The organism is Halobacterium yunchengense (assembly GCF_037031165.1).
Taxonomy (GTDB): domain Archaea; phylum Halobacteriota; class Halobacteria; order Halobacteriales; family Halobacteriaceae; genus Halobacterium; species Halobacterium yunchengense.
Genome location: NZ_JAYEZL010000001.1, coordinates 503193 through 519852 on the forward strand (window position 1 = coordinate 503193; position 16660 = coordinate 519852).

Annotated in this window: 20 protein-coding genes; 11 read left to right on the top strand and 9 right to left on the bottom strand. The window is 73.2% G+C overall.

Annotation, left to right across the window (positions count from 1 at the left end):
• Positions 1–23: 23 nt before the first annotated feature.
• Positions 24–953 (top strand): alpha/beta fold hydrolase, encoded by a 930-nt coding sequence (locus U5911_RS02525; protein WP_336035032.1) that lies wholly within the window; start codon positions 24–26, stop codon positions 951–953.
• On the opposite strand, the gene ubaA is transcribed toward U5911_RS02525, so the two are convergent.
• A complete protein-coding gene (gene ubaA, locus U5911_RS02530; RefSeq protein ID WP_336035033.1) occupies positions 950–1765 on the bottom strand; it encodes an SAMP-activating enzyme E1 in 816 nt (271 codons plus the stop codon). The two genes, U5911_RS02525 and ubaA, sit on opposite strands and share 4 nt — an antisense overlap.
• 423 nt (positions 1766–2188) lie before the next feature.
• Here ubaA and U5911_RS02535 point away from each other — a divergent pair, with 423 nt between their 5' ends.
• The 3 genes from U5911_RS02535 (at position 2189) to U5911_RS02545 (ending at position 3311) form a co-directional block, all read left to right on the top strand.
• Positions 2189–2359, top strand: coding sequence for a DUF1059 domain-containing protein (locus U5911_RS02535; RefSeq protein ID WP_336035035.1), 171 nt, complete (start codon positions 2189–2191; stop codon positions 2357–2359).
• Positions 2360–2462: 103 nt separating this feature from the next.
• The gene (locus U5911_RS02540) at positions 2463–2786 is read left to right on the top strand and encodes a DUF7853 family protein (RefSeq protein ID WP_336035037.1); all 324 of its coding nucleotides are present in this window, start codon (positions 2463–2465) and stop codon (positions 2784–2786) included.
• Between the two features lie 234 nt (positions 2787–3020).
• A complete protein-coding gene (locus U5911_RS02545; RefSeq protein WP_336035039.1) occupies positions 3021–3311 on the top strand; it encodes a HalOD1 output domain-containing protein in 291 nt (96 codons plus the stop codon).
• Positions 3312–3319: 8 nt separating this feature from the next.
• Here U5911_RS02545 and glmU read toward each other — a convergent pair whose 3' ends face one another.
• From glmU to U5911_RS02565, 4 genes are all read right to left on the bottom strand, one after another.
• Positions 3320–4525 (bottom strand): bifunctional sugar-1-phosphate nucleotidylyltransferase/acetyltransferase, encoded by a 1206-nt coding sequence (gene glmU, locus U5911_RS02550; protein ID WP_336035041.1) that lies wholly within the window; start codon positions 4523–4525, stop codon positions 3320–3322.
• 46 nt (positions 4526–4571) lie between these two features.
• A complete protein-coding gene (locus tag U5911_RS02555) occupies positions 4572–4778 on the bottom strand; it encodes a hypothetical protein (RefSeq protein WP_336035043.1) in 207 nt (68 codons plus the stop codon).
• Between the two features lie 289 nt (positions 4779–5067).
• On the bottom strand, positions 5068–5283 hold the full coding sequence (locus U5911_RS02560; RefSeq protein ID WP_336035044.1) for a hypothetical protein: 216 nt from the start codon (positions 5281–5283) through the stop codon (positions 5068–5070).
• 5 nt (positions 5284–5288) lie between these two features.
• Complete coding sequence (locus tag U5911_RS02565; protein WP_336035046.1) at positions 5289–7586, bottom strand: right-handed parallel beta-helix repeat-containing protein; 2298 nt, start codon at positions 7584–7586, stop codon at positions 5289–5291.
• A gap of 336 nt (positions 7587–7922) precedes the next feature.
• On the opposite strand from U5911_RS02565, the gene U5911_RS02570 reads away from it, so the two are divergent.
• Complete coding sequence (locus U5911_RS02570; RefSeq protein WP_336035048.1) at positions 7923–9521, top strand: alkaline phosphatase family protein; 1599 nt, start codon at positions 7923–7925, stop codon at positions 9519–9521.
• Positions 9511–10509 carry a GNAT family N-acetyltransferase gene (locus U5911_RS02575; RefSeq protein ID WP_336035050.1) on the top strand — a complete coding sequence of 333 codons (999 nt, stop codon included), beginning with the start codon at positions 9511–9513 and terminating at the stop codon, positions 10507–10509. Before U5911_RS02570 ends, U5911_RS02575 begins: the two co-directional genes overlap by 11 nt.
• A gap of 27 nt (positions 10510–10536) precedes the next feature.
• On the opposite strand, the gene U5911_RS02580 is transcribed toward U5911_RS02575, so the two are convergent.
• Positions 10537–10830 carry a HalOD1 output domain-containing protein gene (locus U5911_RS02580; protein WP_336035051.1) on the bottom strand — a complete coding sequence of 98 codons (294 nt, stop codon included), beginning with the start codon at positions 10828–10830 and terminating at the stop codon, positions 10537–10539.
• Positions 10831–11250: 420 nt separating this feature from the next.
• Here U5911_RS02580 and U5911_RS02585 point away from each other — a divergent pair, with 420 nt between their 5' ends.
• Entirely contained in the window at positions 11251–11739 is a 489-nt protein-coding gene (locus U5911_RS02585) for a flavin reductase family protein (protein ID WP_336035052.1), read from the top strand.
• A gap of 27 nt (positions 11740–11766) precedes the next feature.
• Here the strand turns inward: U5911_RS02585 and U5911_RS02590 are convergent, their stop codons facing one another.
• Together U5911_RS02590 and U5911_RS02595 are read right to left on the bottom strand one after the other, a co-directional pair.
• Positions 11767–12165, bottom strand: coding sequence for a restriction endonuclease (locus U5911_RS02590; protein ID WP_336035054.1), 399 nt, complete (start codon positions 12163–12165; stop codon positions 11767–11769).
• A 226-nt stretch (positions 12166–12391) separates the two neighbouring features.
• Positions 12392–12571 (bottom strand): DUF7563 family protein, encoded by a 180-nt coding sequence (locus U5911_RS02595; protein ID WP_418771503.1) that lies wholly within the window; start codon positions 12569–12571, stop codon positions 12392–12394.
• A 278-nt stretch (positions 12572–12849) separates the two neighbouring features.
• Between U5911_RS02595 and U5911_RS02600 the strand changes: the two genes are divergently transcribed.
• Positions 12850–13086, top strand: a complete 237-nt coding sequence (locus U5911_RS02600; RefSeq protein WP_336035056.1) for a hypothetical protein — start codon at positions 12850–12852, stop codon at positions 13084–13086.
• Between the two features lie 39 nt (positions 13087–13125).
• On the opposite strand, the gene U5911_RS02605 is transcribed toward U5911_RS02600, so the two are convergent.
• The gene (locus tag U5911_RS02605; protein WP_336035058.1) at positions 13126–13854 is read right to left on the bottom strand and encodes a hypothetical protein; all 729 of its coding nucleotides are present in this window, start codon (positions 13852–13854) and stop codon (positions 13126–13128) included.
• Positions 13855–14242: 388 nt separating this feature from the next.
• On the opposite strand from U5911_RS02605, the gene U5911_RS02610 reads away from it, so the two are divergent.
• The 3 genes from U5911_RS02610 (at position 14243) to U5911_RS02620 (ending at position 16564) form a co-directional block, all read left to right on the top strand.
• Positions 14243–15079 (top strand): beta-keto acid cleavage family enzyme, encoded by an 837-nt coding sequence (locus U5911_RS02610; protein WP_336035060.1) that lies wholly within the window; start codon positions 14243–14245, stop codon positions 15077–15079.
• A gap of 153 nt (positions 15080–15232) precedes the next feature.
• A complete protein-coding gene (locus tag U5911_RS02615) occupies positions 15233–15442 on the top strand; it encodes a hypothetical protein (protein WP_336035062.1) in 210 nt (69 codons plus the stop codon).
• 3 nt (positions 15443–15445) lie between these two features.
• Positions 15446–16564, top strand: coding sequence for a GNAT family N-acetyltransferase (locus tag U5911_RS02620; protein WP_336035064.1), 1119 nt, complete (start codon positions 15446–15448; stop codon positions 16562–16564).
• The last annotated feature ends 96 nt before the right edge of the window (positions 16565–16660 follow it).

The following is a 16660-nucleotide window of genomic DNA, read 5'->3' on the forward strand; positions in this document are numbered from 1 at the left end:
CTCGAACGCGAGGTGGCGAGCGGATGCAGCCGCCAGCGAGCACCGAGGCGACCGACTACGGCCAGTCCGTCGAGCTGCCGGACGGCCGCAGGCTCGCGTACGCCGAGTACGGCGCCCCGGACGGGACGCCCGTGGTGTTCTGCCACGGGACGCCGGGGTCGCGCGTCTCCGGGAGCGTCGCGCGCGACACGAAGGCGAGCGTCGGCGCGCGCGTCCTGGCGCCGGACCGCCCGGGGATGGGGCGGTCGGACCCGGACCCCGGCCGGACCTTCGCGGACTGGAGCGACGACGTCGCGGCGCTCGCGGACGAGGTCGGCGTCGACGAGTACGCGGTCGTGGGGTTCTCGGGCGGCGGGCCGTACGCGCTGGCGTGCGCGGCGCACGCGCCGGAGCGCGTCTCGCGGTGCGCGGTGGTGTCGGGCGTCCCGCCGCGCGGGGTCGCCACCGCGGACCGCCAGCGGTTCGACCGCGCGCTCAACGCGGTGGCGCGGTGGTCGCGGCACCTCGCCCGGCCGTTCACGTGGGCGATGCGGCGCGTCGTCGCGGACGCCGACGCGTTCACGGACGTGGTCGGCGAGCCGAAGGACGGCGACCTCGCGGACCCCAGGCTGGGGGAGACCGGCCGCATCATGCTCACGGACTTCCGGGAGGGCGTCCGGCAGGGGTCGGCGGCCGTCGCGACCGACTACGCGGTGCTCGCCGGCGACTGGGACTTCGACCTCGGGGGCGTGTCGGTGCCGACGCGCGTGTTCCACGGCAGCGACGACGACCGCGTCCCGCTGGCGGCGGGCAAGCACGTCGCGCGCGAGGTCCCGGAGGCGCGCCTGACGGTGTACGACGGCGCCGGCCACTTCCGGCCGGTCATCGAGCAGGTCGCGGACGTCTACGGGTGGGCGGCGACCGCCGGGGACCCGGACGCGGACCGCGCCCGCGAGGCCGCCGTCGACGACTAGGAGGGGACGGCGCAGCCGTCGGCGTACTCGACGTCGGCGACGGAGTCGATGTCGGGGTCGTCGCCGCAGACCGGACAGTCGGGGTTCCGCTCGACGGGGACCGTCTCGAAGGAGACGGCGGCGGCGTCGTAGAACAGCAGGCGGCCGGTGAGGAGGTCGCCGTAGTCGAGGACGGCCTTCACGCACTCGGTGGCCTGCAGGCAGCCCATCGTGCCGGGGAGGACGCCGAGGACGCCGGCGGTCGCGCAGTCCGGGATCGTGCCCTCGGGCGGGGCCTCCGGGAACAGGCAGCGGTAGCACGCGCTGTCCGGGGTGACCGTGATGGCCTGCCCCTCGAAGCGGTAGATGGCGGCGTGGCTGAACGGGATCTCGCGGAGCACGCAGGCGTCGTTGACGAGGTACCTGGTGGCGAAGTTGTCCGAGCAGTCCACGACGAAGTCGACGCCGTCGAGGTAGCCGTCGACGTTCTCGGGGGCGAGTCGGTCGACGGCGGCGTCGACGTCGACGTCCGGATTCAGGGCTTCGACGTACTCGCGGGCGCTGTCGGCCTTCGGTCGGCCGACGTCGGCGTCGGCGTGGATGACCTGGCGCTGGAGGTTCGACCGCTCGACGTCGTCGTCGTCGACGATGCGGAGGCGGCCGACGCCGGCGGCGGCGAGGTACTGGATGACCGGCGCGCCGAGGCCGCCCGCGCCCACCACGAGGACGTCGGCGTCGAGGAGGCGGCGCTGGCCCTCGGGGCCGACGTCGTCCATGATGATGTGCCGCGAGTAGCGGTCGAGCTGCACCGGGTCGAGATTCAGCCCGGACATGCGCACAGAGAGGGCGCGGGCGCGGGTAAGGGTTTTCCCGTCGGCGGGCGGCGCGGGAATCGGCGACGCGGCCGCTGGCACGGACCGCGGCGAGCGACCGACGCGGTCGCCGTCACGGACGGCGGCGAGCGATCGACGCGGCCGCTGGCACGGACCGCGGCGAGAACGCCGCGCAAGCTGGTGGCACGGACGGCGAGAGCGCTCCGCGGCTGCCGGCGCGAGCGGCGAAAGAACTGTCGGGTACCCCTACCCGGCGCTGGGGGTTTTCCGCTCCCGCGGTAAATGTCTTGTCAGGCCGATTGGGGCGTCTCGGCGGGGAGCGCCCCCGAAACACGCGCCTACTGGCGCGTAGGGCGGCGTTTTGCGAGACCGCGAGTCCACAGGCAGTTGATAACAAGGATGGCCCGCCGCGTTGGGCCGACCATGGCACACCAGTACGAGTGTTCGGCCTGCGGGTTCATGGTTCGCTCCGAGGACGACGACGAGCTCATCGACATCGTCAGGGAACACGCCAACGACGCCCACGGCCTGAATATCACGCGTAGCGAGGTCCGGGAGGGCTGGGAGCCGGCGCCGGTCGAGGCGGACGACTGACCACACTCGCGGGCCCGCCGGGACGCGACTGGCCGCCCTGCCGGGAGACTTATGTTAACATACCCCATAGCACCGGGTAGGTGACAGCCAGGAGGCCACGGCGATGACCGCATCGACAGACACCCCGACCACGCTGGCGCTGAGCATCGACGAGCGGTGGAGCGTCCACAGCGCGCTCGTCGCAGACATCGAGTCCGCGGACCGCGACGACCCCGTCCCGGTCGTCGCGGCGCGGCTGCTCGACCGCGTCGAGGACGGCCGCTACGAGTTCACGGCCGGCGAGCTCGACTACCTCGAGGCGGAGCTGTCGGCCCGCCTCGACCGGGGCGCCGCGCCGGACCGCGACCGGGCGGCGTCGCGGTCCGTGCTCGCGAAACTCGACGACGAACGACCGGTCGTCGCCGACCCCGAGCGGGACCAGGGGTAGTCCCGACGCCTCGACCAGACCACTGGTAGTCCCGGCGACCCGAACGGGCCACTGGTTGCCGCCGCGGTCGGGCCGACCGGTCACGCCGCCGTCCGCCGCGAGACCGACAGAAGAGTTATTTCCCCGACGGTCGAAGCCGTCCACAGTCGTGAACCGAGAGACTGCGGAGGCCTCCGCGGGCGGACGCCGGACAGCCCTCCCGCTGACTCGGGGCGCCACAGGGACGAACGCTCGATGAACGGGGACGCCCCGGACCCGGACGCCGCGAATCGAATCGCCCGGAGCGACTGGTCGACAGCGGACTCGCCCAGCGAGGCGGTCGTCCACGCCGTCGCCGCGGGAACGGACGTCGACCCGGTCGAACTCGACCCGCTCCAGAAGTACGTGGACGTGGACGCGCTCGACGCGCTCGTCCGGTCCGCGAGCGACGGCCTCCACGTCTCCTTCGACTACGAGGACGTCGGCGTGTTCGTCGCGAGCGCCGGTACCGTCGAGGTGTACGACGAGCCGCTCGACGACGAGTGACGCGACGGCTATCCGTCGCTCCCGTGGTCCGGGGGGCCGAACAGCACCGTCTCGCCCGGCGCCGTCGTGGCGCCGGCCGGTAGCGTCGCGCCCGCGTTGAGGCTGGTCTGGATGCCGGTCTTCGCGCCGTCGCCGAGCACGACGCCGAACTTCCGGCGGCCCGTCGAGACGCGGTCGCCGTTCACCGCGACCGCCACCGGCTGGTCGTCGTGGCGGAGGTTCGCGACCGTCGTCCCGGCGCCGAGGTTCACGTCCCGCCCGAGCACGCTGTCCCCGACGTACGAGAGGTGGCCGACGGTCGCGCCGGGCGAGAACACGCTGTTTTTCACCTCGACGCCGTGCCCGATCTTGGCGTCCCGGCCGACGACGGTCGCGCCCCGCACGTACGCGTTCGGGCCGACGGACGCGCCCGCGCAGACGAGCGCCGGCCCCTCGAGGACGACGCCCGCGTCCACGCGCGCGCCGGCCTCGACGACGACGTCCCCGCGGAGGTCGGCGTCCGGGTGGACGTCGCCGTCGACGCGCCGGTCGAGCTCGCCGAGCTTCCACTCGTTGGCCGCCAGCAGCTCCCACGGCCGGCCGACGTCCAGCCAGCGGTCGAACGCCACCGGCGTGACGTCGACGGCGCGGCACGCGCGCTCGAGGACCGCGGTGAGTTCGCGCTCGCCGCGCTCGCTGGCCGGGACGTCCAGCCAGTCGCGGGCGGCCGCCGGGAACACGTACGCGCCGGCGTTCACGAGGTCCGAGTCCGGGTCGTCGGGCTTCTCCGTGACGCCGGTGACGCGGCCGCCGTCCGGGGTCGTCTCGAGGACGCCGTACGCGCTCGGGTCGTCGACGCGCGCCGCGCCGACGCCGGGGCCGTTCTCGTAGAGCCGCGCGAGGTCGCCGTCGTAGAGCACGTCGCCGTTCAGCACGGCGAACGGCGCGTCGGCGAGCGCCGGCGCGGCGGTCCGCACCGCGTCGGCGGTGCCGCGCTGTTCGGCCTGCTCGACGACGGTCACGGGGGCCGCGTCGAAGGACTCGAAGTACGCGCGCACGTCGTCCCCGCAGTACCCGACGACGACCACCAGTCGGGACGCGCCGGCGGCCACCGCCTCGCGGGCGGCGTGCCCGACCAGCGGCTCGCCGGCCACGGGGAGCATCGGCTTCGCGGTCGCGTCGGTGAGCGGCCCCATCCGCGTGCCGCGTCCGGCTGCCAACAGCACCGTCTGCATCGTCAGGCGGGCCGCGCGGGGCGCGGCGGGGCGACGGCAGTGCGGCTCACCGCGGCGCGCGCCACGTCTGGACGGCCAGCCACGCCGTCGCGGCGGCGACGACGAGGAACGCGCCGACCAGCGGGAGCGGGTGGGCCGCGGCGAGCAGTCGGGGCTCGGCGAGCAGCGCGACGGCCATCGACAGCGAGATGGCGGTCGCGGCGACGAGCCCGGCGGTGCGCAGCGTCCGTCGGTGTGCGTCGGAGAGTGCCACGAGTCTGGACCATGAGCGTCGACGTGCATCGTCCGCAGCACTCCCCCTTCGTTAATCGCGGCGTACCGGCCGCCGCTGGGCGACGAGACGGGGGGCGCAGTCCGGCCCGGGGCGCGGTGCGAGCGGCGGCCGTCGCCGCGCTGGGCCGGCGACACGGCAGGTAGGAAGGAGTTAGCGGGTCGCGGTGCGGTCCGTACCGGACCGTGTGGGGCCGTTCCGGGCGGCGGTGGGGTTCGTATCGGAACGCGGTCACCGCCGACCGACCACGGTCACCGGCGACGGCCCGCGGTCAGACCATCGTCTCGAGGTCGCAGACCGCGTCCTCCGCCGCGACCACGAACGCGTCCTCGCGCAGCAGGTCCTCGTCCGCCGGCAGCACGAGCACGCGCGGCCGGCCCGCCGTCTCCGTGTGGATGACGTCGAGTTCGATGAGGTCGTACCCGAGGTCCTCGACGGGGTCGGGGTCCTGGGTGACGTCCCGCCAGCCGCAGTCCGTGGACGACATCGGGCTCAGGCGTCCCGTTCGACGGTGACGGTCGCGTCGCCCTCGACGGTGAGTTCCGTGACGCCGCCGCTGAACCGGAACGCGTCGACGCCGCTGCCGACGAGGCCGATGACCTTCCCGTCGCGCGCGAAGTCCTCGACGCGGTCCCACGTGGAGCCGTCCTCCGTGGTGGAACTCAGGTCCGCGTCCCGCGCCACGTCGCCGGAGACGGTGAACGTGTACGCGGTGACGTCGTAGGCGTCGCCGCCGTCGACAGTCACGAGGTGGGGGAGCTCGTCCGTGCCGCCGTCGCCGCTCGAACCGTCGTCGGAGGAGCCGTCGTCAGCGGAACCGTCGGAGGAGCCGTCGGACGACCCGTCGTCGCTGGAGCCGTCGGACGACCCGTCGTCGCTGGAGTCGGCGTCGGAGGAACCGTCGCCGCTCGAGTCGGCGTCACTGGAGCCGTCGTCGCTCGAACCGTCGTCGCTCGAGGCGTCCTCGGTGAGCGCCGTCGGGTCGACGACCTCGCCGTTCCAGCGGACCTCGAAGTCGTAGTCCTCGGGCTGCCACGTGAACGAGACGACCTCGCCGTCGACGAGGTAGGCGTCCCCGTAGCCGTCGTTGCCCGTGAACCCGGTGACGGTGACGGTGCCGTCGCCGGACTCCTCGATGGAGTCGCCGTGGCCCGCCGTGATCTGCTCGGAGGTCTCGTGGAGCTCGACGGAGCCGTCGACGACGAACTCGTAGTCGAGGTCGCCGGCCTGGTTCGAGACGACCTCGAGGGTGTCCGTCGACCCGCTGGCGTCGCCGCCGTCGTCGGACTGCTGGTCGTCGCCGACGAGCTCGCCGAACGTCGTCGTGTTGCCGTCCACGGCGACGTCGACGGTGACGCCCTCCGGGACGCTGTAGTCGACGACGCCGCCGGCGTAGTGGTAGGAGTCCAGGGCGTCGGGTTCGAGGGCGACGCTGGTCGCGGTGACCGTGCCGTCGTCGTTCTCGACGATGGTGTCCGTGTCGGGTTCCGCCTCCGCCGCGAACTCGACGTCGCCGTCGACCGTGAAGGTCACGTCGCCGGCGGCGTCGTTGTCGGGGCTGGCGTGCAGGACGATGGTGTGGTCGAGTTCGTCGTCGCCGCTACTCGAGGGCGCGGAGGCCTCGCCGTCCCAGGGGCCGACGCCCTCGCCGACGCCCTCGATCTCGTCGGCGGCCGCGTAGCCCGTGACCTCCGAGGGCAGCGGCACGCTCACCTCGTCGACCTCCTCGACGCCGGACCCCTCGTAGTCGGGTTCGACGTTCGTGCTGCCGGAGCCGGCGACCGTGCAGTTCTCGATGGTGACGTCCATCTCGCCGCCGGACTTGTCGCGCACGAGGTCGCCGTCGGAGTCGTTGTAGAACACGCAGTCGCGGATGGTGACCGTGGAGCCGGCGGCGCCGTCGTGGAGCTCCACGAGGTCGGCGGTGCCGGGGACGTCGAGGTAGACGAACCAGCAGTTCTCGATGACGAGGTTCCCGGGCTCGCGGAGCCGGATGCCGCGCGCGTTCGCGGAGTTGGTGTCGTCGCTGGCGACCTCCTCGGTGACCGCCACGAGGGTGTTGCGGATGTACGTCGTCTCGTCCTCGCTGGTGCCGTCGCTGTGGCCGACGCGGACGTTCGCGATGTTGTTGTTGACCGCCGCGCAGTTCTCCATGGTCGTCGCCGGCTTGTCGATGTACGCGCCGTTGTTCGCCATCCACGCCCACGCGGAGTTCCGGATGGTGAGGCGCTCGTCGCCGCCGTTCGGCGAGTACATCGCGCGGTCCTCGCTCTGCTGGCCGCCCTCCGGCCAGACGAACCCGTCGACGGTCGCGCCCGGGTGGACGTCGAGTCCGGACTTCGACTCGGGGTTGGCGCCGCGGACGACGACGTTCTCGAGGCGTCCCTCGACGCCGCCGTCCATCGTGCCGCCCTCGAGGTTCAACACGACGTCGCCGGGCTCGCCGCCGCCGACGAGCGCGTCGCCGCTGCCGATGTCGAAGCCGGAGCCGTCCCAGTCGTACTCGCCGGGGTCGAGCGTGACCTCGCCGTCGGGGCTGAGCGCGGCGTCGAGGTCGCTGACCGCGCTCGCGCTGCCGACGACGCTGCTGCCGGCGCCGAAGACGGCGGCCGCGCCGAGCGCCTTCGCGAACGACCGCCGGCTCAGGCTGGTAGGCGCTGCCTGCGCGTCCTCCTCGCCGGTAGGGCCGTCCTGTGCGTGTGCGTCGTCGCCGGTAGGCGGTGCCTGTGTGTCGTCGCCGCTGGTAGGCTCGTCCTGTACGTCGTCGCGGTCGGGATGGCTGTTCGCCATGTCGCGGTAGTCCTGGATTACGTAGAAAGGCGTTCGGACCACGAAAGGGCCAGACGGCGGTAGGAAGTCCCTACTTGGAGACGGTTGCGAGCAGGGTGGCGACCAGGTGGTTACCGGGTGTGTGCGCGGCGGGTAGTGACTGCTTACCGGAATCGGCGGGTGCGCGCCGAGCGCGCGCTGGGCGCCGCCGCGAGCGTAGGACGGGCGTACCCGTTCGTTAGGAGCCCCGTACCCGCCGCCCTCGGGGCGCTGACACCCGTGCTGTGGGGAACTCCCTCTATAACAATGGCCGCGAGGACGGACCTTGGAGTCGTGACAGATAGCGACTCGACCGGAATGCGGACGCTACTCGTCGGCCTGGACGGCGCGTGCCGGGGCGTCCTCGACCCCCTGTTCGCGGACGGCGTGGCGCCGACGCTCGCGTCGGTGTTCGACGACGCCGCGTCCGCGCCCCTCCAGTCCCAGATTCCGCCCTGGACGCCGAGCGCGTGGCCCTCGCTGTACACGGGCGTCAACCCCGGCAAGCACGGCGTCTTCGACTTCCTGGCGTTCGACGGCTACGACTGGGGGCTCGTGAGCCGCGAGCACGTCCGCGAGCACGCGCTCTGGGAGCTCCTCGACCGCCACGGGCTGTCCAGCGTCGTCGTGAACGTCCCCGTGACGGCCCCGCCGCGGCCGTTCGACGGCGCGCTCGTGCCGGGCTACGTCGCGCCCGAGGACCCGGCGTGCCACCCCGAGGGGACGCTCGCGGACGTCCGCGACGCGGTCGGCGAGTACCAGGTGTACGCGCCCGCGGACGTCGACGGCGACGAGCAGGTGGAGTGGTACGAGCGCCTCGTGGCGATGCGCGGACGGGCGTTCCGCCACCTCGCCGACGAGTACGACCCCGACTTCGGGTTCCTGCAGTTCCAGCAGACGGACACCGTCTTCCACGAGCGCCCCGAGGACGAGGACGCCGTGCGCGCGGTGTTCTCGGCGGTCGACGACGAGCTCGCGGCGACCCTGGACGCCTGCGACCCGGACACCGTCGTGGTCGCCAGCGACCACGGGATCGGCCCGCTGGGCGACTGGGAGTTCCGCGTGAACGAGTACCTCCGCGAGGCGGGGTTCGTGCGGGCGACGCGCGGCGAGGGCGGGATGCCGTCGTGGACGCGCATCGACCGCGGCCGCGAGGGCGACGACGGGGGGTCGGCGCTCGCCGCGAAACTGGTCGCGGCGGCGTCGGCGGTCGGGCTCACCAGCCAGCGCGTCGGCCGCGCGCTGGACGCCGTCGGCCTGCGCGAGTTCGTGCTCGACCACGTGTCGACGGACACCGTGCGCGCGGGGACCGAGCGCGTGGACTTCGCCGCGTCCGTCGCCTACATGCGGTCGCGGACGGAACTCGGCGTCCGCATCAACCGGGCGGGCCGCGACCCCGAGGGCGTGGTGTCGCCCTCGGAGTACCCGTCCGTGCGTGCGGACGTCGTGAGCGCGCTGCGGGCGGCCCGGAACCCGGACGGCGAGCGCGTGTTCTCGGCGGTGCGGCCGGCGGGAGAGTACTTCGACGGGCCGTACGTCGACGACGCCGTCGACGTGGTCGCGGTGCCGAAGCGCTTCGACACGTACCTGTCGGCGTCGCTGCGCGGCGACGTCTTCGACGAGCCCACGGAGCCCTGGAACCACAAGCGCGACGGCGTGCTCGCGGCGGCCGGCGACGGCGTCGACGCGGACGCCGCCCTCGACGACCCCCACCTCTTCGACGTCGCGCCGACCGTGCTGGCGTCGCTCGGCGTCCCGCCGAGCGACCGCATGGACGGCGAGGCGCTCCCGCTCGTGGACGGCCCGCCCCCGGAGGCCTACCCGCGGTTCGACGCCGCTGAGCCCACGGCCGTCGACGACGCGGCGGTGGAACGCCGCCTCTCGAACCTCGGGTACCTCGACGACCATGAGCATTGAGGTCCGCCGCGCCGACGACGCGGACCGCTGGGACGACCTGGTCGCGGCGGCCGACCACCCGACGCCGTTCCACCGCTGGGACGCACTCGACGTGTTCGCCGCGCACGCGGGCGCGGACTGCCACCGCCTCGTCGGCTACAAGGGCCAGGAGCCGGTGGGGCTGTTCCCCGTGTTCACGCTGTCGAAGGGGCCGGTGACGGCGGCGTTCTCGCCGCCGCCGAACCTCAAGCTCCCGTACCTGGGGCCGACGATGGTGTGGCGGCAGTCAGCGAAGCGGCGCCGCCGCGACAAGCGCCACCGGCGGTTCGTGGACGCGTGCCTCGCGTGGCTCGAGGACGAGTACGCGCCGAGGTTCACGCTTGTGCGGACGGCGCCGGGCTACGAGGACGTCCGGCCGTTCGTCTGGCGGGACTTCGCGGCGACGCCGCGGTACACGTACGTCGTCGACCTCGACCGGCCCGCGGACGACCTGCTGGCGGCGTTCAGCAGCGACGCGCGCCGGAACGTCACGAGCGACTACGACGCCGACTACGAGCTCGCGGAGGCGGGCGTGGACGGCATCGAGGCCGTGGTCGGCCAGGTGGCCGACCGCCACGCCGAGCAGGGGGAGTCGTTCCCCATCGGCGCGTCGTTCGTCGGGGACCTCTACGAGGCGCTGCCCGACGGCGTGGTGCGGCCGTACGTCTGCCGCGTCGACGGCGAGTTCGTCGGCGGGAAGGTGAACGTGGAGGACGGGAGCGAGGCGGTCTGCTGGCTCGGCGGCGCGAAGCCAGACAGCGACATCCCGGTGAACGACCTCCTGGACTGGACGTACGCGCGGGACGCGATGGAGCGGGGCGTCGACGCCTACGACCTGGCGGGCGCCAACGACGCGCGCATCGCCCGGTACAAGGCGAAGTTCGCTCCGGAGCTGGTGCCGTACTTCCGGCTGCAGGGCGGCTCGCGTGCGTTGACGGCGGCGGCGAAGCTGTACAGCTCGCTCAGGTGACGCCGCGGCGGCCGTCACCGAGCGGCGTTACTGCCAGACCTCGACGACGCCGCGGCTCGTCGCGCGGACGGTCACCGACTCGTACTCGAAGGTGAGTTCGAGGTGGTCGCTGCCGGCGCCCGTCAGCAGCGCGTTGAGGGCGTCGGCGTCGACGGTGCGCTGCAGGGGGGACAGCTCTACCTGTTCGCGACCGGTGGCGACGGCGACGAGTTCGGCGATGGCGGTGCTCGGGTGGTCGTAGTCGGTCCAGTTGTCTCGGTGGACGGCCGGGACGTCACTGGAGATCGCCGCGGACGAGATGTCGTTCGTATCAGAATTCATGAATCGTCTCTGCTCTGTCGAGCGTTGTTCAGCACCCGGTAAATAACCACCGGAAAACGGCAGCGTACCCCAGTTAGCGTCGGGAATCGGATTTTTCAGACGGAATATGGGTGCATAATTTCCCAGAAAACTATCTTTTCACGTATGATTTTTCGTGTTCCGTGTTCACTCGCGACCAGCTTCGGGCGCTTGGTGACACGTTCGCGACGACTACCAACCAGATGACGTGACGGCGACCGGCGCCGGACCGACCGGTCGAGCCACCAGGATGACAGGAACTGCGAGCGCTCGTGTAAGCTGGATAGAACGTTCGGGGGCGGTGGCCCGGGAGTTCGGGCGCGGCTAACAAAACAGTGCTCCGCCGTCACTTCCGCCAGCCATGACGCCAGCCCAGGGGCGGCCACTCCGAGGTGGTCGCGCGTGACCGACGCCGACGCGTTCCGCGCCGCGATGGGGCAGTTCGCCACCGGCGTCACCGTCGTCACGTTCCCGCCGGCCGACGACCCGCACGGCATCACCGTCAACGCGTTCGCGAGCGCGTCGCTGGACCCGCCGCTCGTGCTCGTCTGCCTCGACCACGACACCGAGAGCCACCGCCTGCTCGCGGACGGCGACGCCGACGCGTTCTGCGTGAACGTCCTCGCGGCCGGCCAGCGGGCACTCGGCGAGCACTTCGCCGGCATGGCCGCCGTCGACGACCCGTTCGCGGACACGACCACCGCCGCGACCGGCGCGCCCGTCTTCGCGGACGCGCTCGCCGCCATCGACTGCTCGGTGCACGCGTCGTTCGCGGCCGGCGACCACACCGTCTACGTCGGCCGCGTCGAGGAGGCGCGCGTCCTCGACGACGCCGGCGACCCCCTCACGTTCTTCCGCGGCGAGTGGGGCCGCGCCCCCGCCACCGACTGAACGCGCTCGAGTGCGGCGACGCGGCGCTCAGTCCGCCAGCGCCGCGAGGTCCTCGGTCGCGTCAAGGGCCTCCGCCAGCCGCACCACGGCGTCCGGACCGACGGCGTCGACGCCGTACGCGTCCGCCACCGAGAGCGCGTCCCGCGTGAACCCCGTCGTCGACACCACCGTGACGCGGTCGGCGTCCTCGTCCGCCGCCGCGACGACCCCCCGGAGCTCCGGGGCGGCCGCGCGCCCGTCGCCGGGCGCCAGCACGCGCACCAGCCTGCGGTCGCGGTCGGACCGCGAGGACCGCGTCGCGACCACCGACGCCGGCGCCGGCGCGTCCGTCTCGACCGTCCAGCCGGCGCGCCGCCAGAGGTCGGCGACCAGGTCGACCGCGGCCGCCTCGTCGAGGTCCGCGAGCGCGTCCGCGAGCGCGGTCACTCCCAGCCACCCCACACTGGGCGGCGCAGGCGGCGGCCTCGCTTCCGCACTCGCTCGCAACCGTCTCGCATCCGCGGTCGCACGAAACCGTCTCGCTTCCGCAGTCGCACGCAACCGCAGTCCTCCGGCAGCCCGACGCAACCACTATCCTCCGGCAGCCCGACGCAACCACTCCCCCCGGACAGTCCGGGGCAGCCGTCCCACTCGGACGGTCTCGCGGTGGCCGTCACTGCTGCCACTGCGCGAGGGCGCGGTCGGCGCCGTCCGCCCCCTGCGACCCCGCGCCGTCGTAGAGGTCCGTGTTCGCGGTGCAGTCGATGCAGCTGTGGACGCGGTCCTCGTTGTCGCCGAAGACGCGGGCGAACTGTTCCGTCACGTGGCTTTCGCAGTTGCGGCATCGGGGCATCGTGTGACCACGCACAGCACACCAGTTTGGTTATTTACCCCCTTACCGCAAGCGGGCGGCCGGTAAGTCCGGCCATCGAGGCCGTCAGGACGCGCCATCGGCGACGACGTCGCCGCGGACGGCCAGTCGGCCGCCAGCGGCGGCGGATCGCCGGTACGGTCGGCGTTACGTCGGGCGATTCGAGTAAGCTCGGCCCACGGACGCGTAGCTGCGGTATTACAATGCAACGCGTCGCTGTAGCCGCCGACGTGGCCGCACCGACCGGCCACGGATTCACAATGGTCAGAGCGTTCGACTCCAGCGACGAGGGCAAACGCGTCGTCACGAAGGACGGCGACACGATCGGGAAGATAACGCAAGTACAGGGCGACGAGGCGCACGTCGAGCCCGAGCGCGGGCTCGCAGACAGCATCCGCCAGCGGCTCGGGATGGGCGACAAGGACGACGAGATGTACGTCCTCGCCCACGACGAGGTCGACTCCATCTCCGAGAACCGGGTCCGACTGAACCACTGACGGCGCGGTCGGTCGCGCCGGACGCGCCGCCGCCCGTTCCTATTCCTCGCCCGCGAGGGCGTCGGCGACCGCGTCGAGGTGGCTGTACCCCACGACGGCCACCACGGCGGACTGCCCGCCGAGCGCGGCGAGGCGCTCGGCCATGTAGCGCTCGCGGGCCGCGTCCAGCAGCCGCGCCGCGGCGGGCACCTCGAACGACCGCAGCAGCGACGTGCTCCGGCGGACGTGGGCCGCCTCGTGGGCGGCCTGGTCGGCGGGCGCGTCGCCGGCGCTGCAGTCGAACGTCTGCGCGCCGCCCGGCACGCCGTCGACCCACTCGCCGGGGACGCCGGCCGCCGCGAGCCAGCCGCGGGCGGTCTCCGCGGCGAGTCGGCCGAACTCCCTGACGGTGCGCGCGACGTCCCGCGGCGACGCGTCCGCGGCGCGCGCCTCCGCGGCGAGCGCGCGCAGCGACCCCGGGTTGGGGGCGTCGATGCCGACCACCGTCGCGTCGCCCGCGGCGTCGACGGCGGCCGCCATCTCGCCGCCGACGCCGTCGCCGCGCTCGGCGTACGTCGCGAACAGGTCGACGAGCGCGTCCGGCAGCTCCAGCGCCACCGCTCCGGGTGCGACGGCGTCGACGACGGTGCGCGCGCGATAGACGCTCGCCGGGTGGTCGTGGACGACGCCGACGAGCACGACGGGCGCGGCGGCGCCGCTGTCGACGACGCGGACGTACTTCGGTGCGAGCCGCGGGTCCTCGGGCAGGTCGAAACGCTCGCCTACCACGAGCCGACACGGCTCCGTTTGGCGGACACGACCGACCGTAGGGGCCACCGGAACTTACGTCGTTCGGCGCTGGCAGCCGACTGCTACTGCCGGCGTAAACGCCACAGGCGCCGTATAACCGTGTCGTCGGCCGCTGGACCGCAGTGGCGGCCGGGCGGACGGTAGCGACGCGCAGGCCGCGGCCCCGGGCGTCCTCGGATGCGACCGCGCGACCGTCGCCGAGCAGCGCACTCGAGCGCGCTGCGGTGGGCACAGGCGGCGGGCCAGCGGCGGCGCGCCGGGGGCTGGAAGGACCCCGCGAACGCCGCGGCGAGCGCTCGACGCCGGGCGCAGACGCGGTAAGGGGGGCACAACAAAGGCGCTCTCTCCCGGGGTTTCGTGCAGCCACATGAGCTACGAGGACTACCTGGACGACCGGAAGGTCATCCTGACGGTCGCGCCGACGGGCGGCGTCCACGGGAAGGACGCGAACCCGAACCTCCCGGAGCAGCCCGCGGAGATCGCCGAGCAGGTCGCGGCCTGCGAGGACCTCGGCGCCGCCATCGTCCACCTGCACGGCCGCGACGAGCACGGCGAGAACGACGCGGCGCGCCTCCAGGACGTCAACGACGCGGTCCGGGAGCGCTGTGACGACATCATCGTCCAGAACACGACCGGCGGCCAGAGCACGTACGACGCCCGCGTGCAGGGCATCCGCACGGACCCGCTGCCGGAGATGGCGAGCCTCGACATGGGGCCGTTCAACCGCGGCCAGCACATCATCACCGAGCACACCCGCCACAACATCGACCGGCTCGCCGCGGAGATGCGCGAGAAGGACATCAAGCCCGAGCTGGAGTGTTTCAACAACGGCCACCTGAACGAGGCCCACCGGCTCGTCGAGCGCGACGCCATCGAGGAGCCCTACTACGTCAACCTCATCTTCGGGCACGGGACGTTCACGCCGCCGACGCCGAGGAACGTCCTCAACATGGTGTCGAACCTCCCCGAGGGCGCGGAGTTCAACCTCCTCGCGGTCGGCCCCCACCAGCTCCCGCTGACGACGCTGTCGGTCATCCTCGGCGGCCACGTCCGCGTCGGCATGGAGGACAACCTCTACCTGCGGCGCGGCGAGCCCGTCCAGGAGAACGCCCAGCTGGTCGAGCGCACGGCGCGCATCGTCGACCTCCTGGGCTGCGAGCTCGCGACGCCCGACGAGGCCCGCGAACGCCTCGGGATGACGTGAGGCGGACGGGGCGAGAGCGCGCGAACGCACCGCGACGCGAGGCCGGCCGGCCGCAGCGCCGTGGCTGGGACCGCCCTGCCGTCGCCGGCAGCCGACGACTGCCGCCGGCTAATCCCCGGGTAACATAGTGGACCTGCGTCGTTTCGTTCGGCGATGCCCTGCCCATACCTCGAGTACCGCGCGAGCGACGACGACCACGACTTCGACCACGAGCGGCCGTACTGCGAGGCCGCCGGGGAGTTCGTCTCCCCGATGAAGGCCGACATCTGCAACGACCGCCACGAGTTCGACCACGCCGAGGACTGCGACGTCTACCGCGCCGCCGCCGAGGACGCCGCGGTCACCCCGGAGCCGACGGACTGACCGATGGGTGACGCCGACGACGACTACACCGTCCGGTGGTTCGAGCCCGGCGACCGCGAGGCGGTGCTCGCGCTGTACGCGGACACGTTCGGCGGCGGCGGCGACGACTGGTTCGACTGGAAGTACCTCGACAACCCGCGGGCGAGCCACGTCCCCGTCCTGGTCGCGGAGCGCGACCGCGACGGCGCGTTCGCCGGCGCGCGCCCCCAGGTGCCGTTCCGGTTCCGCGTCGGCGGCGACCCGGTGCTCGGCCTGCGGTTCGGCGACACGATGGTTCACCCCGACCACCGCCGCCGCGGCGTGTTCACGCGCCTGACGGAGCGCGCGCTCGAGCACTACGCCGGGATGCCGACCGCCCTCTGCTTCAACGTCCCGAACGACGCGGCGCGGCCGGGCTTCCTGAAGGCGGGCGGCGAGGTCGTCGCGGACCTCCCGTCGCACTACCGCGTCCAGGACCCGGGCGCGCTCGCCGCCGCGACGCGGGACTCCGCGGCCGCGGCGGGGCTGTCGAGGCTCGCCGCGCCCGCCGCCCGCGGCTACCTGGGCGCGCGCGACCGACTGGCGGCCGCCCCCGAGGACGTGACCGTCGTCCGGTACCGCGACGTGCCGGTGGAGCCGCTGGCGTCGCTGTACGAGCGCGGCGTCCCGGCGGGCGTGCACGCCGACCGCGACGCGGCGTTCCTCTCGTGGCGGTACGGGAACCCGGACTGGGCGTACGAGGCGTTCGTCGCGCGCGCCGGCGGCGACCCGGTCGCCGCGGTCGTCACCGGGACGCAGACCGACGCGGACGGCGTCACCACGACGAACGTCGTCGACGCGCTGCCGCTGCGCGGCGGCGACCGCCGGGACGCCGGCCTGCGCGCGGCGCTCGCCGCGGTCGTCCGCGAGTACGCCGACAGCGACCTGCTCGCGTACGCCGGGTCGGCGATCCCGCGGTCCGTGCTCCGCGCGCACGGCTTCCTGCCGGACGACCGGCCGCCGCTGTCGCGGGTGACGTCGCCGACGCTGCTCGTCGCCTACGACCTCACGGGCGACGACGGACGGGACTGGCGGATGAACGGCCTCGACCTCCGCGACGGTGAGACGTGGGCGCTGTCGTACGCGGAACTGGACGCGCGGTGAGCGGGCGCGTCCCCGGGGAAAGGAGAGCCTACGCGCGGCCGCGGGCCGGGTAGGCCGGGACTGTTCTCGTTCGCCGCCCATAACAAAGCGGCTGTG